Consider the following 21,811-nt stretch of genomic DNA (forward strand, 5'->3'; position numbering starts at 1 on the left):
TTTGAATCTGATTCCCCTACAATTATCGAAGAATTGTTTGTCGCATTGAAAATAAATTATTTTTTGAATCTGATTCCCCTACAATTATCGAAGAATTGTTTGTCGCAGTTCCTCCACCAACACTATATATTCCAACATTTCCTTTACCATTTGACAAATTAATGGTTGCATTATTATTTACAGTTCCAGCTGAATAAAGTCCGTAGTTTTGGTTTCCAGTTGAAGAGATAGCAGTATTATTTGTTACTGTTCCTTTAGTGTCGTTTGAATAAACATATACACTGTTGTTTCCAAGTCCTATATTTGAAATAGTTGAAGTTATTGTATTTCCACTACCTACATTCACAAATCCGAATGAGTTATCACCCAAATTAAATGTCGTTCCATTGTTTGTAATATTTTGTCCACTTCCAACAGTATAAACTCCCACTGCCTCATTAGAACCCGTTGTAATTGTTCCTCCAGTTAAGTTTACATTTCCACCTTGAGAATAAATTCCAATTCCACCATTTCCAACAGTAACATTACCTGAGTTATCTGATGTATAACCATATAATCCAATTGAGTTTTTACCTACAGTAACAGTTCCTCCATTTGTTAATGTATGATTTGCATTGTCAGTATAAATTGCAACATTAGGATTTGATAATGAAGCAGAATCTCCCATTGTAATTGTTCCTGCATTTAACACATTATATGTAGCAGCTGCACCTTCTGTAGCATACAACCCTACATTTTTATCTCCTGTCATTGTAATCGTACCTGTATTTTTTAACATATCTGTTCCAGCTGCTGAAATTGCTTTAGGTTTATACGATACTCCAATAGAATTATTACCTGAACTTGTAATTGTTCCATCATTTGTAATTGCCTGATCAGTGTCTTCCGAGTATAGTCCTGTTGAGTTTGAGCCTATTGTAACTACACCTTTATTAGTAACTATTGAATCGTCTTTCCCATATATTGCAGTTGAAGAATCTCCCATTGTGATTTTTCCTGTAGTATCATTATTCAATATTCCATATTTAGCATACATACCGGTTGACTTTGCTCCTGACAAATTAACTGTACCATAGTTATTTATTGTAACATCAGCTCTATTTGTATGTGCTTTGTTTTCCTGTGCAAGTGCTACCAATCCAGTTTTAGTTCCTGTTATTGTTTGACTGTTATTATTATCTATAGAAGAATTTGCAATTTCAAGCTGATTAAGTGCATCATTATCATCATCAAGATTTACATTTTGATTTATAGTAAGTTTACTTTTGTACAACATAAACGTTTTATAACCTGTACCTTGTATATTTGCTCCTGTAGCTTTTGAAACAGAATCCCCTGTTGTATCGGATAAATTCATTCCCACATCTGAAGCCACAAATAATCTTGAACCTTTATCCATATTCAATGTTAAATTCTTTAAACTTCCATTAAAGATACTATTTGCCCAAGTAGTTATATCTCCTGAATTAAATGAAGCATAATGTGAAGGGGCAGTATAGTAAAAAGCAGTACCTCTACTATTAACATCACTACCTCCTGCTACATCGGCAGTCAATTTACCAGCTATATTAAATTTTCCGCCATCTGAATAAAATAACAATGAACCTTGTCCAGTTTTAGCAGTTGAATTTTTACCTGTCGCAAATGTCGTAGTTGATGAAGTATTTTTTCCTTCAAAAAAGTTTACAGCTCCATCATTAGCAACAACATTTGTTTTTCCTAATGTTAAATTACCATTTGAAAAAGTTCCTATAGATTTATTACCCGTTACAGTTATATCAATTTCTCCATTTGTACTATCTAAAGTTCCACTTTCCATTGGAGTCGCATTTCCAACTATAACTCCAACTGAACCGTTTCCAGCACTGTTAAGGGTTATCTTACCTTTATTTGTAAATGAACCCGTTCCTTTAGTTACAACTCCTTGTGAAACATCAGAAGAAGTGACATTAATTTCTGCACCACTTTCATTTTTTCCTTTTCCAGTACCATAAACAACCATACCAACATTTTTCCCAGCTGTTACATTTACTTTACCTGTATTTATAACCGTTCCGTTACTTGTATAAAGTCCTATATTTGTATTACCTGTACTTGAAATGTTTATATTACCTGTATTTGTCATACTACTGTTTGCATCATTATCAATATTATTATTTCTAAGTCCAATCGAATTATTTTTTGAACCTGTTATATTTATATCTCCTGCATTTGTAACATTTTGATGTAATTCCGAATACATCCCAAAAGAATTTTCTCCACTTACATTTATGGTTCCACCACCGGAATTTTCAACTGTCAAGGCACGACTAGGATCAGCTTGTTTTTGTACCGCTATTCCTCCTGAATTATCTCCACTGATGTTCATTATTCCACCTGATGCATTTTGAAATACTGAACCTGCTGCTACATTATTATTTGCAGTTCCTCCGCCAGGAAGTGTAGCTTTTGTACTTAACCCTATACCGTAGCTAGTATTACCAGCCATAGTAACATTACCTTTATTTATAGCTTTTACAACCCATCCTGGACTTTTTACATAAAAACCGAATCCCGTTGAAGTGTTTCCCGTTAAACTGATGGTTCCACCTGTTTCATTTATTGCTGTATATGTTCCTGTAGGATTTTGTTCCTGAGTAAATGTAAAAGCTGATTGTCTATCAAGCTCCCCATTTATTGTACCATTATTTATACCTGTTACATTTATACCATTTTCTTGTGTTGTAAGTTCCATTCCTGCTGTATTTGTAGCGTTCAAGATAATTTTACCATTATTTGTAAATTTACTATAATTAAGACTTTTTGTGTTTTCTATAGGATCAAAAGATAATGCTCTTTCTCCTGTAGCATTTACAACAAAAGTAACATTTTTCCCAATTGAATATTCTCCTGTATCAGTTATCTCTAATATTGCATGGGCTGCATTTTCTCCCGAAGGACAAGAAGGTGAACAAAGTCCAAGATCTCCTGTATTTAAAGTGTATGTGTTATTATCATTAATGCTAAAATTTTTCCCTAATTTCGTTTGTCTATTACTATTCCAAAAAGGAGTTAATGCCACTGCTGTTATATTTACAGGAACAGTATTTATCGTTGGCACATTTGGTGCTACTGGGCTAAAATTAACTGGTGTTGGTGTTTGCGGTGTTGTTGCTTGTTTTGCTGGAATAGTTATCGCACCTTTTTGTACTTGTCTTGGCGTTATTCCCGCATTTACTTCAAATCCTACTATTGGTTCCTTTACCACCTTTGTACTTGCTATCCCATAGTTGCCAGCTGATCCTGTAGCTGATTTTAGACCTCTTGTTTTTGAAAGCAACGAATACTTATCACTATCTGGCGATACAGTTCTTTCATAAACATTTGAACTTCTTTCAAATATCCCTTCATATGGATATTTTTCTTCCTTATCTCCACGTCCTTTGTAGTGTCCGTGCCAGTCGTTATACATATAGTTCATTCCAAACTGCCAGCTGCTCCAAGGTGATTTTACAACGTGATCCCCTTGTTCCATTAATTGGATAAGTTCAAGATTTGTATCTTTTAGTAATTTGTTGTTTTCACGTCTTGTTTCCCTAACTTTTTGGTGCATCCCTTTTATTGAGGATGAAATCTCCTGTTTCTGATTTTCTATGCTTTTATCCGTAGGCGCAGAAAATAAATTACTTGTAATTGACACCACTCCTGTCATTAAAAACGTGATTAATGCAGAATCTGTGTACTTAAAATCTTTTGTTCTTTTTGCAAATGCTCTTAAATCTTGTGAAACTTTTCTAAGATTATTTGTCATTTTGATTCTCACTCCTTCTTAATTAAATCTTTGTGATTTCAAAAAATTTTTCATATTTAACAAATTAAAATTTAAAATAAATGACCAGTGATTTCATTTTAAGATTAGATAGGTTATTTGTTAAACATTCATATTTTTTATGTTTTTTAACTTTTATTAAATCAATTTCTCAACTTTCCTATTAAAAATCACATAAAACCGAACTTAAAAATCAAACAGCCTCTAAAATTTAACATTAAATTAATAAAGCACTTCAAATTTTTACGTTCAACTTTACAGTAATTTTTTACAAGCAGTCTAACTATAATGCAATTTATTACAATTCAAACTTATTTAAATTATAAATTTATACTTAATTCACTTTCACTGCAAATAAAAGTTTTAAAAAACTTATTATTCTTCATTTTATCAAATTTAATAAAAAAATACAATACTTTTTTCAAAAAACCTGTTTTTTTTAATATTTTTTTATAAAAACAGTTATATTTTTTAACTAAAATGAAATATTTCTTTAAATTTAAGCCAAATTTAATTTAAAAAAAGCATACACCTTTTTTCTTGACAATCCCCCAAAAACTTGGTACAGTCTATTTATGATAAAATTATTTTGAACCAGAATCCAAATTATTTGATTTTTATTCCGATTCCAAAGTAATTTACGCATATTAAACGTTAAAAATTTTAAAAGGGGGAGCAGCTGATATGAATAACGAAATAATTATTTATAATACAGAAGACGGAAAGGCACGGATAAGTTTACGCCTGGAAAACGGCATGGTTTGGCTAAGCCAGTCTGAAATAGCCGAACTCTTTGACACAACTAAACAAAATATAAGCAAACATATAAAAGCTATTTTTGAAGACAGTGAACTCTCAGAGATGTCAACTGTCAACTATCAGTTGACAGTTCAAAAAGAAGGAAAAAGAGAGGTTAAACGTCAGGTTGCCTACTATAACCTTGATATGATATTAGCCATAGGTTATCGTGTACGTTCACCTAGAGGAATGCAGTTCAGGAATTATGCAACAACAATTTTAAAAGAGTATCTTGTCAAAGGATTTGCTATGGATGACAAAAAACTTAAAAATTTAGGTGGCGGAAATTATTTCAAAGAACTGTTAGACAGAATCCGAGATATTCGTTCAAGTGAAAAAGTTTTTTATCGCCAAATTTTAGATTTATTTTCCACAAGTATTGATTACAATCCTAAAAGTGAAGAAGCAAAACATTTTTTCGCTACTGTTCAAAATAAAATGCACTTTGCCATACACAGCCACACAGCAAGTGAATTAATTTATAATCGTGTTGATAGTGAAAAATCATTTATGGGGCTTTCGACATTTAAAGGGGAGCTCCCTACTCTTAATGAAGCCAAGATCGCTAAAAATTATTTGACAGAAAAAGAACTTAAAGGGCTGAATCAATTAGTTTCGGGATATTTAGACTTTGCAGAAAGACAGGCAGAAAAAGAAATACCAATGACAATGCAGGACTGGGTAAATCATGTAGATAAAATCCTTACAGCTTCTGGAGAAAATTTGCTTTCAGGAAATGGAGAAGTTTCACACACTCAAATGATAAAAAAAGTAGAAAATGAATATAAGAAATATCAATCAAAAACTTTAAGTAAAGTTGAAAAAGATTATCTCAAAGAAATTAAAAATATTGAAACAAAAATAAATAAAATCAAAATTTAAAAGGAGGTGCAGATAATGAATTTAGAAAATATTGAAAGCTATTCTGATAATGAGAATACAATGGATAAAGAACAACTAAGTGCTGACAAGATTGCTTCCACTTCTCTTGGAAGTGCAGTCTGTGAAACGATTTTGCCATCTGTTCCGCTTCAACCATTGGAAACTATTGAAAAAAGTATTCAGAAAAAATACCGTTCAGCACTTTGGGCACCATTTATAAGGGCTTTGAAGGAGTTCGAGATGGTAAAGGATGGGGACAGGATTGCAGTTGCCATTTCTGGCGGAAAGGACAGCCTTTTACTTTCCAAACTGTTTCAAGAACTGAAAAGAGCCAGCAGAACTAATTTTGAGCTAGTGTTTATTTCAATGAATCCTGGATTTAACCCTGCCAATTTGAATAATTTGAAAAAAAATCTGGAACATCTGAATATTCCGTGTGAAATTTATAATGATAATATCTTTGAAATTGCAGAAAAAATTGCAAAAGACTATCCCTGCTACATGTGTGCCAAAATGCGGCGTGGAAGCCTTTACACAAAAGCAGCTTCTCTTGGATGCAATAAACTGGCACTTGGACATCATTTTGACGATGTCATCGAAACCACTCTGATGAGCATCTTTTATATGGGAAAATTTGAAACAATGCTGCCAAAATTAAAGTCCGATAATTTTGAAATAGAATTAATCCGTCCATTATTCTATGTTGAAGAAAAAGCAATTATCAAATGGGTACGAAATAATGGAATTTTGCCAATGAACTGTGGCTGTACAGTAGCCGCCGAAAAGACTTCAAGCAAACGACGGGAAACAAAGGAATTAATCGCACAGCTTGTAAAAACCAATCCAGACATAAAAAAACGTATAGTTCATTCAGTACAAAATGTAAATTTAGAAAAAATATTAGGCTGGAAGGACTCTAACGGGAAACACTCATATTTAGACAAATTTTAAAAAGAAAGGTAAAAAATAAAATATGAAAAATGCAGAAAAGCAAATAAAAAGCTGGGAATACATTATTCAAACAAAAAAAGAGTACATCGACTTTATCAATAAAATCATAGAAGCATATGATGGTTTAGGAAATGTAAGGACAATCGACAACCAGAACGGTTTAATAAAGATCCTCACAAATTCATGTCTTCTGGACGATATGGACAACGCAATCGAAACATTACACAAAAAAAATATTGAAATAGAAGTTCTGGAAAGAAGAGAATGGCTTGGAGTATTATAATTCCAAGCCTTTTTATTTACAAATTTTTTAATAGTAAGTAATTTATATCATCGCATTATACACATATACACATACGCACCTTGACACACTAAATAAGATATGATATTATTTACATATATTTATAAAGAAAGCAGGAAGTATTATGAATGAAGCTGTTAATGTTCCAAAATCAGGAAACAAAGTTCGAAAAAACATAACTTTAAATGCTGAGCAATTTTATACAATGGAAAGATTTGCAAAAAAAGTTGGCATTTCTTTTTCTCAGCTCGTAGAAAAAGCTACATACGACTATGTTCAGGAACAGGAAAACTTAGATTTAGCAGAATTTTTGCGTGCAAACTGTAATCCAGTTCCAAAAGAGGAAGAAAATGAAATAATTGAAGTCTTAAAAGAATATGACAAAAATGATCCAGGAAGGGAGCTAACTCTTGAAGAGCTATTATAAAGTTTTGTATTCTAAAAAAGCTGAAAAATTTATGAAAAGCCATAAAGAATATGGAATAAGATTTTTTAAAAATTTTACAGAATTGTCAAAGGACTTTTATAATAACTTCAATAATTTTGATATTGATTATTATGAAAGTTTTCAAAATGCCTATCGAATGCGTATAGGAAAATACAGAGCTATTTTTACAATCGAAAATGAGGAAATAAAAATTATTAATGTAATTGATATTAATAGTCGTGGAGATATTTACAAAAAATAACAAAAATAAATAATTAAAATGAGGGTGTCTCATAGGTCAAAAATAACTTTACTAACATAAATATTATATATTTTTAAAAATCAACAGATATTATTTTTATTGATTTTGTAAATATAGTAAAATATATAAAACTTATGATTTGGTAATTTTATTTACCTTATGGGACAGCCCCTTTTATTATTAAAAACTACCCTTCCAAAATTTCAATAAAATCAATAAATTCCTGAACAGAAAATTCCTCAGTCCGTGCAAGTCTTGTCTTTCCAGTTTTTTCCAGCGCATTTCCCACTACATCCTTTGAAAATCCTAATTTTATCAGATTATTTGCAATGCTCTTTCGTTTATTGGAAAAGGCTTCTTTTAAATATTTAAAATATTTCTCTTCTGAAATCTGGCTTTCATATCTTTTATCTTTCAAAATTTTTATTCTTAAAAATGCTGAATCAACTTTTGGAACAGGATCAAATTTTTCTTTCGGCACAGTAAACAGATACTCCGCTTCAGCATAAAATTGAACTGCGTGTGTAAGTAAGCTCATATTCTTACTATGAGGCTGTGAGGCAATCCGCTCTGCCACTTCCTTTTGCACCATCAAGTAAATTTCATCAATATTCTCACGGTATTTCAAAAGCTTATTAATAATCGGCGAAGTTATATAATACGGAATATTTGCCACAACTTTAACATTTTGCCTGTTTTCAAAAAAATTTCCTAAATCTGCTTCCATAAAATCCTGATGAATCAATTTAAAATTTTCTTTTTTTTCAAATTTTTTAGTTAAAAATGGTATCAAATCATCGTCTATCTCAAAGGCAGTCAAAAATTTAGAATTTTCAATCAGTTTTTCTGTCAAAAATCCCAGCCCCGGCCCAATTTCCAGCACTTCTGTTTTTTCATCAATATTCGCCACATTCAAAATCTCATCTGACAAACTGCTGTCATTCAAAAAATTCTGACCGTATTTTTTCTTAGCCTTATGATTTTCATTCTCAAAATGTTTATTTTTCTTTTGGTATTTCTCTTTTTTTCTTTTCAATCTTTCTCCTTATTTAATGTGCCCTAGAACTATTTTAAAAATAAATTACAAATTTATTCAAAAACTGACGGTTCTGCTATTCCCACATACTCAAGGTTTCTGTAATTTTCATTAAAATCAAGCCCGTATCCCACAACAAATTCATTTGGAATTTCAAAGCCGATGTACTGCACATCAATTTCAACTTCTCTTCTTTCAGGTTTATCCAACAATGTGCACAAGGATACTTTCTTGGGATTTCTGCTTCCTAAAAGCTGTAATACTTTTTTAAGTGTAAACCCTGAATCAATAATATCTTCCACAACTAGCACATTTTTCCCGCTGATTGTGCTTCTCAAATCCTTCAAAATCTTAACTTCCCTAGAACTTTGAGTCCCTTCTCCATAGCTGGAAGCCTCAATAAAGTCAATTTCAAGCGGCAACTTTATTTCCCTGATCAAATCAGCCATAAACACAATCGAACCCTTTAAAAGCCCAACAACTATAAGCGGCTCATTTTCACCTTTAAAATCCTCAGTAATTTCTTTTCCCAATTCCGCTAATCTTTTCCGAATTTCCTCTTTCGTAATCAGCTGCTTTTTTATCCCAAATTCAACATCTCTTATCATCAGTTTTCCTCCATCATCAATTTTTTTACTGCGATACCTGCTTAAAAACAAATACACGTTATAATTTCCCTCAATCTCTATTTTACCTCAAATTTCAATAATTTCAAACATATTTAAAATTTTTTACATCCTATCTCAAGAATAAAAAATAGATATTTTTGAAAAACTTCAAAAAAAATTTAAAATTATTTAATTTATGCTATTGACTTTTTTAACTTTCGTGTTATAATGATATTGTCAAAGGAAAGTTAATTAATACTTAACAATCATTTGGCTGTATAGGGGAATTTGTTTTTTTGAATAAAAGACCATTTTATGAGATAGCCCAAAAAAACATTATTTATTTAATTTCCCTATATAAAAAGGGCTATCTCATAATTCACAACTTATTTTTTTTACAAAGTTTACAAACATAGCCTTTTCTAATCAAATCTAATTTATTTAGTTTTTTTTTATTACATAAGTTTTTTATATTTTAACTTATACTAAACCCCATTTAAAAAATAGTAATAAAATTCTATAATAATTAATTTGATAGCCTTGTTAAAAATATCAAATCTAATTTTTTAAGTATCCAGTATCCGTATAAGGGATTTTTATTTAGGGTTTGAAAAACTGCTTATTATTAATAAATATTTTTCATAATTTCATGTTTTTTCTTTTTATATAAGCAAGGGAAATCAATCGCCATTTCCCTTGCAACCCTGGCTCGTCTAAGCATTTTTTTGAAACAAAAACGAAACTCGCTGACGCTCAGACAGTCGTTTTCATTCCAAAAAAATCACGACATTATATATTAAATTATAAAGATTATTATATTTAAATTTTAGGCTTTTACATTTGAAAAATATCAAATAAGCAAAATTTCGTTAAAGGAAAAATAACTGTCTGAGCGTAGTTTTACGAAGCGAGTTTTATTTTTTCTTTATAAGAAAGTTTTGCGTAAGCGGGGTTGTAAGGGCATGGCATCTGATGCCCTTACATTAAAAAACATATAAATAAAATTACAAAAGGCTTTAAGATGGATACTTAATGATTAAATTTAATTAAAGGATATTTTATAGTTACATAGGTTGTAAACAGTACAATCTTGTAAAAAAGGCTTTAATTCCATGAATTTTCTGATTTCTACTATTTAAATGGAAAATAGTATTAAAAAAATTAATACCCAAATAGGTGATTTTATTAAAAATTACCATTTGAGTATTGATTTGTTATTTATTTCTATTTAACTTTTTCTACTAATTTTGTAAATTCAGCAGGATTATTTAATGCTAAGTCTGCTAAAACTTTTCTATCAAGTTCAATTCCAGCTTTTTTAAGTCCGTTCATTAATCTTGAGTAAGAAATTCCGTTTAATCTTGCGGCAGCGTTAATTCTGATAATCCATAATTCACGCATTTTTCTTTTTTTCAGTTTTCTATGTTCAGTTGCGTAAGCCATAGCTTTTTTAACTGCTTCATTAGCCTTTTTATAATTTGTTTTTATGGCTCCTCTATAACCTTTTGCTTCTTTTAAAACTTTTTTATGTCTTTTTCTTCTAACTATTCCTGTTTTTACTCTTGGCATATTCTTTCCTCCTTGATATTTTAGCCGTTTTCTGTTCCTTATATTTAGAACTAACTTTTGTCAATTTTTAATTTTTTAAATAAAAAGCCGTTGATTCTTGTTTTAAACTGCTTTTTTTATTTTACTTTTAAATAAAAGTTATAAATTTTGTTAAATTGTTTTTTTCAAAATAATTTTAAAACAATTGCCGGAACTATCTTCCTTCTTGTCCAGCCAATACTTTTTTGATTTTTCTTTCAGCACCTTTTGGAGCGATTGCGTCTTGTCCTAGACGTTTTTTTCTTTTATGAGTTTTTTTAGTCAAGATATGGCTCTTTCCAGAGTGTCTTAAAGAAATTTTTCCACTTCCTGTAACTTTAACTCTTTTTTTTGTTCCTCTATGTGTTTTCATTTTTGGCATTTTCTTTCCTCCTAAATCACTTTTCACTTTTTTAAATTTTGCCTTTATTTTTTAGGCGATAATAAAATAAATTTTTGAACCTGTTCTTTCCCGTATTTTTTCTCAACTGTTGCAATTTCTTCAAAATGGCTTGCAAACTCGTCTAATACTTTAATAGCAGATTCTGCGTGCAATCTTTCTCTACCTGTAAGTCTTAAGCTGACTTTTACCTTATGCTCCTTGGCTATAAATTTTTCAATCTGAGAAATTTTTGTTTCCTTATCATGCTCGTCAATATGAGGCTTGATTCTAATCTCTTTAACAACGACATTTTTTTGCTTTTTCTTATTTTCCTTGTCTTTCTTCGTTTTCTCATACTTGAATTTTCCATAGTCCATAATTTTGCATACAGGCGGTGTTGCATTTGGTGAAATCTCAACTAAGTCCAATTCCTTTTCTGCAGCAAGTGCCAACGCATCTCTAGCTGACATTACTCCAAACTGTTCTCCATCATCACCAACAACTCTAATTTCTCTTGCTCTAATTCGCTCATTCATTCTTGGCTCATCAGATCGGTTATTTCCTCTTATAAAAAACACCTCCTAATTTTTTTACAATAAAAAAACAAGATATAAGAAACCTTGCTCAATAGTTATCATATAAATAAATCCACAACAAAATCAGTATAATAAAAATACCTATTTCATTATAAAATATCAAATAACTAATACCCAACTCATCCTGAAAATAGAACTAATTATTCTATTTTTATTTGGAAAATCAATCCAAAACCTAAATATATTGATGGAAAGGTGAGAAACAATGTTTCTACTTCTAATTTAATTACTAAAATAGTTTATCATATTTTATTTTATTTTGCAAGTAAATTTTGAATTTTTTTTGACTTCTTGTTCTTGACATTTTATGAAATTATGATATAATTAATTTAACAAGATAACTTGTGAAGGATTAGTGCTGGGTTCCTGGATAGGAGTAGGATTAAAATCTTAGAATTCCTTTGCCCCTGAGGTTATCTTTTTTTTTATTTCAATTCCTTTTTTCAAATTTTCATAAATACTTTTTGGATCTTTTTTTATTTCATTTATTATAAATTCTGCTGCATTTATAGAATAAGTATATTGACAACTCTCTCCTATAACATGTTTGAAAGAAAATTTTTCATTATTCTTCATATCATAAAATTGGATAAACAAATTTAATGTGTTTGTAGTAAAACTTTTTTTTATTTCTCCATTACTTAAAGAATACTCAAACAATATATTTCTTTTTTCTAGTTCCTCTTTTATATATTTAGTTAATTTTCCATGTGAAAATATATGTGTATTGTTAGGATTTCTTATTTCACGAATAATTGTTCCTTTAGAGTTTGAATTTCTATCCACTGATATTTTGAAATCAGCATTTTTAGGATTTTTTGTGATATACAAATAATGATTTATAGTAAAAGCAAAATTATTATTATTCTGCTTTTCTAAAACTTGAATATTATTGTTATTAAAAATCAATTTTTCTGCTAATTCAGGGGGATATTTTGCTAATAGTTCAGTTTCATCAAAATCACTAAAAACTGTTCTCAATGTTAAAAAATCTTGAGCTATTTGATTTGTAATATCAATGTTATGAAATTCTAATAATTTATCACAATAGTTTTTTACACATGCTTGAAATAATGGTGCATAAATTTTTTCATAATCTTCTGTAATAAAATGTGTACTTGTATTTCGTAGTTCATTTATTGTTTCTAAATTAATTCTTAAAGGATTTTTGTTATTTGTGAAAATTAATTCAATAGCTCGTGTTAAACTAATTGTTCTATTAGGCTGATTAGAAAAATATATGGATTTTTCTTCTTTTAATAATTTTGCTTTCAACATCAATTCCCAAGCATTACAAATAAAAAAACTAAATCCTTCTACTCTATATTTTATTGTAGGTTTATTGTAAATTTCTAATCCCATTATAAACGCCTCTGTTGATTTTTCAATCAATTTATTTATAAAATTAATAGTTTTTTTCTCCATTTACTATCCTTCCTGTATTATTTTTATCAAATTTTAATATAATTATACTACATAATTTCTTATTTTTCAAAAAATTTTTAGATTTATTCTATAGAAAAAAGCCCTCCAAACAGAGAGCTTTATATTAATTTAAATTATAATTTCAGCCTATATCGACTTCTATTTAAGAAATCATTGATATAGTACGATCCACATATTATTTATAACACTTTTGTTACTTTTTGTCAACTATATTTTTTAACTTTTTTTAATAAATCCCAAAACCTCCTCAATCCCCTACTTTTTTATTTTCCTCGACCTTCCAACAAAAAAAAATTACTTCTATTTTAAAACCTGATTTTTTTACTCTGCCTTTTTCTATATAAAAATTTTTAAAATTAATCTTAATGAGGTATAATACATATAAAGATTCGTAATCTTTAATCTTTAGCAAAGGAAAATAACTTATGAAATATATTTATAACGTTGATAAACTAAAAAATCATAATGAAAATACAGTATTTGAGGAAAAAATAGGTAAAAAAGCACAAAATTTGGTTGAACTGGCTGCTGCAAGCTTTAATGTTCCTTATTTTTCAGTAATTACAAATAGATATTTTAAGGAAATTGTGCTAAAAGAAATTGAAGAGGATAATCGAAAAGCAGGGAATAATGATGAAATAAAGGACTGGGATGATGTATTTAGTGGAAATTCTGAAAGAAAGATTGAAAATATAATTAGAATTATAAAAAATCATAGAATTAAGGAAGAATTTCAAAAGGAAATAGAAAATACGCTAAATGAAGAAAGCTATTATGCGGTGAGATCGTCTTCGATTGAGGAAGATAGCAGTAATTTTTCATTTGCGGGGCAGTTTGAGACGTATCTTTATGTGAAAAAAGAAAATATGCTGGAAAAAATAAAGGAAGTATGGATTTCGTCCTTTTCACCGCATGTGATGAAATATAGGAAGGAAGGGAAAATAAATAACGAAATAAATGTTCCGGCGGTAATAATTCAGGAAATGGTTAATTCTGAAAAGGCTGGAGTTGGATTTAGCGTAAATCCTGTAAATAACAATTATGATGAAGCTGTCATTTCTGGAACTTATGGACTGGGGACAAGCATTGTTGACGGAGATGAAAACGGGGATCTGTTTATTTATAATAAAAAAACGAAGGAAATTAAAAAGGAAATAAGAACAAAGAAGATAAGACAGGTTTTAGATTTTGAAAATCAGAAAATAAAAGTAGAAGAAATAAATATTGAAGAGGAAGTTTTAAGTAGTGACGAAATACGTGAACTAGGTGAAAATATCATAAATATTGAAAAATATTATGGAAAGCCTCAGGATATGGAATGGGCATTTGAAAAAGGGAAACTGTATATATTGCAGTCAAGGCCCATAACTACATTGGAAAAAATAAATGAAAAAACGTCCAATACAATAATATGGGATAACAGCAACATCGTAGAAAGTTATCCTGAAATTACATTGCCACTTACATTCAGCTTTATAAGAAAGGCGTATTCTGATGTATATAAAAGATTCTCAGAAATTACAGGAGTGCCTCCGAAGGTTGTTGAAAGCTATCAAGTTGTGTATGACAATATGCTGGGGCTTCTAAAGGGAAGAGTTTACTATAACCTCATAAACTGGTACAAACTTCTAATGCTGTTTCCAAATTCCAAAGGCAACAGCAAGTTTATGGAACAGATGATGGGGGTAAAAAAGGAGCTGTCAGAGGAAAATCTTAATGAAAATCTTCTGGAAGCAGAAGAAAAAATGACAGGCTTGGAAAAATTTAGGAATAGACTGGAAAAATATAAGGAAGGATTTACACTATTTATGAATATGTTTCTCATAGAAAAAAAAGCTGAGAAATTTTATAAAATTATTGATGAAAATCTTAATGGGAAAAATAGTAATCTTGATAATAAAAATATAAAAGAACTGAAAAAATATTACAAGTTTCTTGAAAATAAGTTTCTAAAAAATTGGGAAATCCCCATTATAAATGACTTTCTTGTGATGGTATGGTTTGGGCTTTCAAAAAAGATGGCAGAAAAATATATAAAAGAAAATTTTGAAGAAAAACATAATATTCTTATCGCTCAAGAAGGAAACGACATGATAAGCGTCGAGCCTTCAAGATACATAAAAAAAATGAGTGATATGCTAAGGCAGGATAAATCTTTACAGAATGAAATAAAGGATATAATAAAAAATGATGGCAAATTAATGCCTGATGTGTTAAAATTAACTAAAAATGCAAAATTTAATTCTCTTCTGAATGAATATATGGAAAAATTTGGCGACAGGACAGTCCACGAACTGAAACTGGAAGCACCTACATTAAAGGAAGAGCCAATATTTCTGATAAAAATGATATTTTCTCTTTCAATGACAGAAAATATTCAGGAACATTCTAAAAGAAACATATCGGAAGAACAGAAAAAAATATATGACAATCTGAAAATAAGTCCTGTAAAGAAATATTTATTGAAAAAAACTGTATTTTATGCGAAAAAATTTATAAGACTGAGGGAAAATCTAAGATATGAACGGACAAAGGTTTTTGGAACAGTAAGAAAAATTATGAAAAAAATGGGAATACACTTGAAAAATGACAACCTTATAAACAATGAAAAAGATGTATTCTACCTTACTGTTGATGAAATTTTTGGACTTGTTGACGGCTCAATAATTGATGTTGACTTAAAAAAACTTATAGAACTGCGAAAAGAGGAATATAAGAAATACGAATCGGCAGCAATTCTTCCTGACAGATTTTTAACAAGAGGATTCCTAGGAGAAAACTTTTATTATGAAGATCTGACAGGAAATTCACAACTGGACGAAAATACTTTAAAGGGAACTGGATGTAGCAAAGGAATTGTAAAAGGAAAAGTAAAAATTGTCCTAAATCCCATGAATACCCAGGTTGAAGATAGAGATATAGTTGTAACAAAATCCACAGATCCAAGCTGGGTTATGGTTTTTCCTTTATTAAAAGGACTTATAGTGGAAAAGGGGAGTCTCTTGTCTCATAGTGCAATTATTTCGCGAGAGATGAATATCCCTGCCATAGTTGGAGTACAGGGTGCAACAAGCATTCTAGAGACAGGAGATATAGTTCAATTTGACGGAAGTACAGGAATTATTAAAAAATTAGATGACTGATTTTTATTAAAAATTTAAAACTACAAACAAATTAGGAGGGAACATAATTGAAAACGGAAGTAAAAGAAAATAAGGTTGATTTTTCTTTGATAAGATACTCCCAATGCTGGGAAGATACTGAAATATTGCTTGAAAGCCTTGATATAAATGAAAAAGATGTGTGCTTTGGAATTTTGTCAGCAGGGGACAATGTATTTTCGATGCTTGCTAAAAATCCTGAAAAAGTGGTGGCTCTTGACATAAGTTTTCCCCAGATAGCTCTTGCCAAACTTAAAAGAGAAATATTTAAAAGTTTCTCATATGAGGAAATGCTGAAATTTATAGGGATAAAAATTTCATCTGAAAGAATTGAAATGTATGAAAAAATAAAGGTAAATCTTGAGGAAGATGTGAGGAACTACTGGGATTTTAATAGGGAAGCGATTGAAAATGGAATAATCCATATTGGAAAATTTGAAAAGTTTTTTAAAATTTTCAGGGAAAAAATACTTCCTTTTGTGCATAGTAAAAAACGGATAGAAAAACTTCTTGAAAAAAAATCAAGGCAGGAAAGAATTGATTATTATGACAGACATTGGAATAATTTTAGATGGAAACTGATGTTTAAGCTGTTCTTTTCAAAATACATAGTTGGGAAACTGGGAAGGGATAAGGCATTTTTCAGATATGCAGAAAAAAATATTTCTGAGGAAATGAAGGAAAGAAGCAGATATGCCCTCTGTGAACTGCCTCCATATGAGAATCCTTACATTTGCTATATTCTGACAGGAAATTACCGTTTGGAACACCTGCCTTACTTTTTGCGAGAAGAAAATTTTGAAAATATTAAGAAAAATCTTCATAAATTGGAAATTGTTCAGAATTCTGTTGAGGAATATCTTGATGGGATAGATTTTAAAATAAATAAATTTAATTTAAGTGATATTTTTGAATATATGTCTTTGGAAAATTATAGAAAATTAATGAAAAAAATTTATGATAATGCTGATAATAATGCAATACTGGCATACTGGAACTTGATTGTGGAAAGAAATTCATCAAAATTAGAATCTCTAAAGAGAAAAGAAAATATAAAAAACAATTTTCACAGGCTGGAAGAGCTCGATAAAAGGCTTCATAAAAAGGACAAGACGTTTTTTTATACTGATTTTGTAGTTGAAAAGGTGATAAAATATGGAAATAGTTAAAATGACAGCTGTTCTGGCAGCTTTTATCCTGTTTTTCCTTTTACTGAACCAACTTGAAAAAAGTGAAAAACTAAATTCAGAACTTATACGGAAAATCCTGCATATAGGCTCAGGAATCGGAGGGCTGGCACTTCCTTTTATATTTGAGGAAAAAAGTTCAGTTATAATACTTGGAGCAGTTTTTCTTATGTTACTTATTTCCATTAGGATAGTGAAACATAAAATAACAGGATTGAAAAAGGTGCTGGAAACAAAAAACAGGAAAACTTTTGGAGATATATATTTTATTGTGAGTATTCTTGGATTATGGATTGTATCAAGCGAAGACAAAGTAATGTATTCCCTCCCTCTTATAATTCTTATGTTTTCCGATGCCTTTGCCGCTCTTATAGGTGAATTTTACAGCAAATACAGGTTTAATACAGGATTTGGCACGAAATCAATAGAAGGCTCAATAACATTCTTTCTTACAACATATTTTATATGTATAAATTTCTTTTTATTCTTTAGTGATATTGGCAGCATAAACATCGTGCTTGTTTCCCTGCTTTTAAGCATTCTTACAATGATTCTTGAAGTTATTTCGTGGAATGGACTGGATAATCTTTTTGTACCGTTCTTTGTGTATCTGTTTCTGAGGTTAAATTTGTATTTGACAGCACAGGAACTGATGTACAAATTTTGGGTAATAATGATACTTTTCATAATTATAATTTTGAATAGAAAAAAGACTACGCTTACAAGGGTTGCACAAACTGCAAGTTTATTTTTTCTTTATATCGTAATGATAATTGGAGGGATAAAATGGCTTATTCCGCCACTAATAATGTATCTTGGCTATTATCATTTCACGCCAAAGGTAAGGGGGCAAGTAAAAGATTCACTCAGAGGACTTCTGACAATAGCATTTACCACAGCAATATGGCTTGCTATGAGTATTATACTTGATAAAAATAAAATGTACCTTATTTATATCTTTACCTTTTCACTGCACTTTGGAATTATAAATTTAATAAGAGATAATGCGGGAAATGTAAAACGGGAAACATTTAGGATGAACTTTCTGATGGGAAGCATAGGAAAATCGTTAGCTTTCTTTATAATAAATTATCTTGCTTTGTCAAGAATTTTAGATTTTAAAATGCTAATTGGAATAATAATTCTTATATTTGGCGGCATATTTACTTATGAAACAAGCATGAAGATTTTTTATATTATTGAAAAGGAAAAGGAGCTTAGCGGAGAAACAAAAGTATTTATAGCTTCTGGAACAGTTTTTATCTGTTCTATGCTGCTATTAGGAATTGGAATGCTCTAAAATTGTCAAAGGTATAAAATTTTAGCATTTAAATATGGTAAATTATCAAAAAGGAGAAAATTTACAAATGAAAATCAAGCGATATGTAATAACAGAAAATAATCAAATAAATAAAATCAATTTAGAAAAATACATTACGGAAAATAACATTTCACAAAATGAAATTCCAAAAATACAAATAGAACATCCATCTGAAATTATTGTTTTTTATAATGAAAATGAAGAAATGGCTGGAAGTCTTAATTTATGGCACAATCGCCCTAATTACAACGGAAAGGCAACATCATATATTGGCAATGTAAATATTTTGGAAAAATATCGGAAAAACGAAACAGAAATATTTAATGAAATTTTTGAAAATCTTAAAAAAGATTGTATAGAAACAATAATAGGCCCTTTAAATGGGACTACTTGGAATACATATCGGTATGTTACGGACATGGGAAATCATCCCCCGTTTTTGCTGGAGCCTTTTAATGAAGAATATTATGTGGAATTGTTTGAAAAAATTGGATTTGAACCACTTGCCTACTATATTTCTACAATAATGGAAAATATGAATCCTGTTCAAAGGGGAAATTTGTCTAAAAAAATTGAAAAGTTGAGAAAATTTGACTTTTATAAGGACATCACGGTAAAATCTGCGGAAAATGAGGATTTACTCGTTGTGCTGAATAAAGTTTACGACTTGACGATTGAGGCATTTAAAAATAATTTTCTATATTCTAAATTGGATAGAGAAATATTTTTGAAAATGTATATGAGTTATGAAGATAAAATTGTAAAAAAATTCTTTAAAATGCTTTATTTAAAAGACGAATTAATAGGCTATGTATTTGGAATACCTGATTATGCCGAACTTCAATACAAGGAGAAAATAAAAACTATGATTCTTAAAACGATTGCAATTTCTCCCAAATATAATGGAAAAGGGATGGGGTATATTCTGATAGATGAACTTGTGAAGGAAGCGGAACGTTCAGGCTATAAAAATGTGATTTATGCCTTGATGCACGAAAAAAATATATCAAAAAATATCGGCTCACTTTTAGGAGATGAGTTAAGAAGATATGCCCTGTTTATAAAGGAACTTTAAATAAAAGGCGGTGTAGAATGACAATAATTGACAAAATTAAAGATTTGAGAAAACAATATCCAGACAATACAGCATTATTTGATTTAAAGACAGGAAATAAGATTACTTTTACCCAAATTGATACAAAATCAGATGAAATTTGCAGCTATTTGATACAAAAAGGATTTGAAAAAGGAAATAAAATCGTCGTTTTTGTTCCCATTGGCATAGAATTTTATCTTATTCTGACGGCTATATTTAAAATGGGACTGCAGGCTGTGTTTATTGATCCTTATGCTGGTATTGAGCATATAAATAAATGCTGCGAAATGATTTCTCCCGATGGAATAATTGGAAGCGGGAAGACGCTTTTAAAGGGGTTCTTTTTGAAGGGAATCAGAAAAATTGGTAAAAAAATTAATTATATTAAAATGATGGAAGATTCTGAAAAATTTTCAAAGTATCAAAAAAACGGAAGTCAAAAGGGAAATGAAAAAACTACAAAATTTGAAAAAATTGACGGAAATACACCCGCTCTTATCAGTTTTACAAGCGGGAGTACAGGCTTTCCAAAAATTATTATGAGAACTCACGAATTTTTACTTGGACAGCACAATGTGCTTGAAAAAAATCTAAAATTTGAAAAAGAAACAGCTGTTTATTCTTCATTCCCGATATTTCTTCTTTCACATATGGCAACAGGAACAACTACCTTTATTCCTGATTTGAACTGGCGAAAACCTGTCGAGTCAGATTTTGGGAATATTATTAAGCAAATAACACAAAATAATATACAAAACATCATCTTGCCTCCTGCAATATTTGAGAACATCGTGAAATTTTGCAAAGATGAAAAAATAATGCTTGAAAATGTCCAAAAGGTATACACAGGTGGAGCACCTGTCTTTTACAGCCTTATGAAAAAGGTTAAAGAAGTTTTTACAAATGCTAAAATTATAGCCTTGTATGGAGCGTCAGAGGCTGAACCCATATCAGTATTAAATTTTGAAGACATAACAGAAGAAGATATTGAAAATATGAAAAATGGCGAAGGGCTTCTGGCTGGAAAAATTGTTAATGAAATAGAACTTAAAATAGAAGAATTAGAAAAAACGCCTGAAAAAAATAAAATCCTAAATAATAACAATGTTGAAGATTTTTCAGCATTAAAAGGTGAAATACTTGTAAAAGGAGAAAATGTAGTTAACGGTTACTTAAATGTTGAGAAAAATTCCAATGAAAACTGGCATAAAACAGGAGATATGGGATATATTAACAAAAAAGGGCAACTTATACTGCTTGGAAGGGTTAAAGGGCGAATACAGATTGAAGAAAACATTTATTATCCTTTTACTGTAGAAACTGCTTTTTCATTTTGCAAAAACTTGAAAAAGTCAGTCCTTACTTCCAAAAATAATAAATTATATCTCTTTGCCGAAAGAAATCCTGAATTTAAAGGAAATTTATCTGAGGATAATGAAATTAAAGGGCTAAAAGAAAAATTTGGAATATTTAAAATAATCGAAACTGAAATTCCTATGGATAAAAGGCATAATAGCAAGACGGATTATAAAAGGCTGGAAGAGATAGTTAAAAAAATTTAGAAAGGAAAAGGAAATTTTATGAATAAAGAAGCAAAAGAATTAATTCAGGAAGGATTAAAATTATTTTCATCATACAATAGAGATACTTTAAAAATGTTTTATCGTTCGGCAAAAGAAAACGAAGCGGATCTATCACATCTTGATAAGAAATATCAAACTTATACACGTGCTAAGGCAAAAGGAATGTTTTTTGACTTCGCATTAGGATTTCTTGATGCTGTCGCAAGTGCAGGAAGTCCTGTAATGGTAATAGATAACACAAAATCTGAACGATATAATGAAAAAAAACTAATATTAAGATACAAAATTAAAGATTTTCTTGAAGAAACAAATGTAGATGATAATACTGGATATTTACTTTCAATGGTTGAGTTTTATTGCCAGTAAAATAAATATTGTA

Annotated in this window: 18 protein-coding genes; 11 read left to right on the plus strand and 7 right to left on the minus strand. The window is 29.8% G+C overall.

Features of this window, described 5'->3' with window-relative positions; genetic code table 11:
• Nucleotides 1–22 precede the first annotated feature (22 nt).
• A complete protein-coding gene (locus HW275_RS00505) occupies nucleotides 23–3,790 on the minus strand; it encodes an autotransporter-associated N-terminal domain-containing protein (RefSeq protein ID WP_178934281.1) in 3,768 nt (1,255 codons plus the stop codon).
• A gap of 702 nt (nucleotides 3,791–4,492) precedes the next feature.
• On the opposite strand from HW275_RS00505, the gene HW275_RS00510 reads away from it, so the two are divergent.
• From HW275_RS00510 to HW275_RS00530, 5 genes are all read left to right on the plus strand, one after another.
• Nucleotides 4,493–5,488: a virulence RhuM family protein gene (locus HW275_RS00510; RefSeq protein ID WP_178934282.1), complete on the plus strand. Its 996-nt coding sequence runs from the start codon at nucleotides 4,493–4,495 to the stop codon at nucleotides 5,486–5,488.
• A gap of 15 nt (nucleotides 5,489–5,503) precedes the next feature.
• Nucleotides 5,504–6,439, plus strand: coding sequence for an ATP-binding protein (locus HW275_RS00515; RefSeq protein ID WP_178934283.1), 936 nt, complete (start codon nucleotides 5,504–5,506; stop codon nucleotides 6,437–6,439).
• 22 nt (nucleotides 6,440–6,461) lie between these two features.
• A complete protein-coding gene (locus tag HW275_RS00520) occupies nucleotides 6,462–6,722 on the plus strand; it encodes a DUF4911 domain-containing protein (RefSeq protein ID WP_178934285.1) in 261 nt (86 codons plus the stop codon).
• Between the two features lie 142 nt (nucleotides 6,723–6,864).
• On the plus strand, nucleotides 6,865–7,167 hold the full coding sequence (locus HW275_RS00525; RefSeq protein ID WP_178934286.1) for a hypothetical protein: 303 nt from the start codon (nucleotides 6,865–6,867) through the stop codon (nucleotides 7,165–7,167).
• Nucleotides 7,151–7,429: a type II toxin-antitoxin system RelE/ParE family toxin gene (locus HW275_RS00530; protein ID WP_178934287.1), complete on the plus strand. Its 279-nt coding sequence runs from the start codon at nucleotides 7,151–7,153 to the stop codon at nucleotides 7,427–7,429. Before HW275_RS00525 ends, HW275_RS00530 begins: the two co-directional genes overlap by 17 nt.
• Before the next feature lie 187 nt (nucleotides 7,430–7,616).
• On the opposite strand, the gene rsmA is transcribed toward HW275_RS00530, so the two are convergent.
• The 6 genes from rsmA to HW275_RS00560 all read right to left on the minus strand — a co-directional run bounded on the left by rsmA (nucleotide 7,617) and on the right by HW275_RS00560 (nucleotide 13,063).
• On the minus strand, nucleotides 7,617–8,465 hold the full coding sequence (gene rsmA, locus HW275_RS00535) for a 16S rRNA (adenine(1518)-N(6)/adenine(1519)-N(6))-dimethyltransferase RsmA (RefSeq protein ID WP_178934288.1): 849 nt from the start codon (nucleotides 8,463–8,465) through the stop codon (nucleotides 7,617–7,619).
• 53 nt (nucleotides 8,466–8,518) lie between these two features.
• Nucleotides 8,519–9,073, minus strand: coding sequence for a hypoxanthine phosphoribosyltransferase (gene hpt / locus HW275_RS00540; protein WP_178934291.1), 555 nt, complete (start codon nucleotides 9,071–9,073; stop codon nucleotides 8,519–8,521).
• A gap of 1,224 nt (nucleotides 9,074–10,297) precedes the next feature.
• Nucleotides 10,298–10,642: a 50S ribosomal protein L20 gene (gene rplT / locus HW275_RS00545; protein WP_021770297.1), complete on the minus strand. Its 345-nt coding sequence runs from the start codon at nucleotides 10,640–10,642 to the stop codon at nucleotides 10,298–10,300.
• A gap of 193 nt (nucleotides 10,643–10,835) precedes the next feature.
• On the minus strand, nucleotides 10,836–11,042 hold the full coding sequence (rpmI, locus tag HW275_RS00550; RefSeq protein WP_178934293.1) for a 50S ribosomal protein L35: 207 nt from the start codon (nucleotides 11,040–11,042) through the stop codon (nucleotides 10,836–10,838).
• Between the two features lie 44 nt (nucleotides 11,043–11,086).
• Complete coding sequence (gene infC, locus HW275_RS00555) at nucleotides 11,087–11,620, minus strand: translation initiation factor IF-3 (RefSeq protein WP_269473061.1); 534 nt, start codon at nucleotides 11,618–11,620, stop codon at nucleotides 11,087–11,089.
• Nucleotides 11,621–12,028: 408 nt separating this feature from the next.
• The gene (locus HW275_RS00560) at nucleotides 12,029–13,063 is read right to left on the minus strand and encodes a DUF3644 domain-containing protein (RefSeq protein ID WP_178934294.1); all 1,035 of its coding nucleotides are present in this window, start codon (nucleotides 13,061–13,063) and stop codon (nucleotides 12,029–12,031) included.
• A gap of 446 nt (nucleotides 13,064–13,509) precedes the next feature.
• On the opposite strand from HW275_RS00560, the gene HW275_RS00565 reads away from it, so the two are divergent.
• The 6 genes from HW275_RS00565 to HW275_RS00590 all read left to right on the plus strand — a co-directional run bounded on the left by HW275_RS00565 (nucleotide 13,510) and on the right by HW275_RS00590 (nucleotide 21,798).
• Nucleotides 13,510–16,227 carry a PEP/pyruvate-binding domain-containing protein gene (locus HW275_RS00565; protein WP_178934295.1) on the plus strand — a complete coding sequence of 906 codons (2,718 nt, stop codon included), beginning with the start codon at nucleotides 13,510–13,512 and terminating at the stop codon, nucleotides 16,225–16,227.
• A 47-nt stretch (nucleotides 16,228–16,274) separates the two neighbouring features.
• A complete protein-coding gene (locus HW275_RS00570) occupies nucleotides 16,275–17,414 on the plus strand; it encodes a DUF3419 family protein (RefSeq protein ID WP_178934296.1) in 1,140 nt (379 codons plus the stop codon).
• The gene (locus tag HW275_RS00575; protein WP_178934297.1) at nucleotides 17,401–18,732 is read left to right on the plus strand and encodes a diacylglycerol/polyprenol kinase family protein; all 1,332 of its coding nucleotides are present in this window, start codon (nucleotides 17,401–17,403) and stop codon (nucleotides 18,730–18,732) included. The genes HW275_RS00570 and HW275_RS00575 overlap by 14 nt, the downstream gene beginning before the upstream one ends.
• A 67-nt stretch (nucleotides 18,733–18,799) precedes the next feature.
• Nucleotides 18,800–19,828 carry a GNAT family N-acetyltransferase gene (locus HW275_RS00580; protein ID WP_178934298.1) on the plus strand — a complete coding sequence of 343 codons (1,029 nt, stop codon included), beginning with the start codon at nucleotides 18,800–18,802 and terminating at the stop codon, nucleotides 19,826–19,828.
• A 17-nt stretch (nucleotides 19,829–19,845) separates the two neighbouring features.
• On the plus strand, nucleotides 19,846–21,411 hold the full coding sequence (locus HW275_RS00585; RefSeq protein ID WP_178934299.1) for an AMP-binding protein: 1,566 nt from the start codon (nucleotides 19,846–19,848) through the stop codon (nucleotides 21,409–21,411).
• An 18-nt stretch (nucleotides 21,412–21,429) separates the two neighbouring features.
• Complete coding sequence (locus HW275_RS00590) at nucleotides 21,430–21,798, plus strand: hypothetical protein (protein WP_146996535.1); 369 nt, start codon at nucleotides 21,430–21,432, stop codon at nucleotides 21,796–21,798.
• The last annotated feature ends 13 nt before the right edge of the window (nucleotides 21,799–21,811 follow it).

It is taken from the genome of Leptotrichia sp. oral taxon 223, assembly GCF_013394795.1.
Classification (GTDB): Bacteria; Fusobacteriota; Fusobacteriia; order Fusobacteriales; family Leptotrichiaceae; genus Leptotrichia.

Bases quoted from the DNA above. Each gene is read 5' to 3' on its own strand.
- HW275_RS00510 (WP_178934282.1), top strand. From the start codon at position 4,493: ATGAATAACGAAATAATTATTTATAATACAGAAGACGGAAAGGCACGG.
- HW275_RS00520 (WP_178934285.1), top strand. From the start codon at position 6,462: ATGAAAAATGCAGAAAAGCAAATAAAAAGCTGGGAATACATTATTCAA.
- hpt (WP_178934291.1), bottom strand. From the start codon at position 9,073: ATGATAAGAGATGTTGAATTTGGGATAAAAAAGCAGCTGATTACGAAA.
- HW275_RS00585 (WP_178934299.1), top strand. From the start codon at position 19,846: ATGACAATAATTGACAAAATTAAAGATTTGAGAAAACAATATCCAGAC.
- rplT (WP_021770297.1), bottom strand. From the start codon at position 10,642: ATGCCAAGAGTAAAAACAGGAATAGTTAGAAGAAAAAGACATAAAAAA.
- HW275_RS00525 (WP_178934286.1), top strand. From the start codon at position 6,865: ATGAATGAAGCTGTTAATGTTCCAAAATCAGGAAACAAAGTTCGAAAA.
- HW275_RS00505 (WP_178934281.1), bottom strand. From the start codon at position 3,790: ATGACAAATAATCTTAGAAAAGTTTCACAAGATTTAAGAGCATTTGCA.
- HW275_RS00560 (WP_178934294.1), bottom strand. From the start codon at position 13,063: ATGGAGAAAAAAACTATTAATTTTATAAATAAATTGATTGAAAAATCA.
- HW275_RS00575 (WP_178934297.1), top strand. From the start codon at position 17,401: ATGGAAATAGTTAAAATGACAGCTGTTCTGGCAGCTTTTATCCTGTTT.
- rpmI (WP_178934293.1), bottom strand. From the start codon at position 11,042: ATGCCAAAAATGAAAACACATAGAGGAACAAAAAAAAGAGTTAAAGTT.
- HW275_RS00565 (WP_178934295.1), top strand. From the start codon at position 13,510: ATGAAATATATTTATAACGTTGATAAACTAAAAAATCATAATGAAAAT.
- HW275_RS00580 (WP_178934298.1), top strand. From the start codon at position 18,800: ATGAAAATCAAGCGATATGTAATAACAGAAAATAATCAAATAAATAAA.
- HW275_RS00590 (WP_146996535.1), top strand. From the start codon at position 21,430: ATGAATAAAGAAGCAAAAGAATTAATTCAGGAAGGATTAAAATTATTT.
- HW275_RS00515 (WP_178934283.1), top strand. From the start codon at position 5,504: ATGAATTTAGAAAATATTGAAAGCTATTCTGATAATGAGAATACAATG.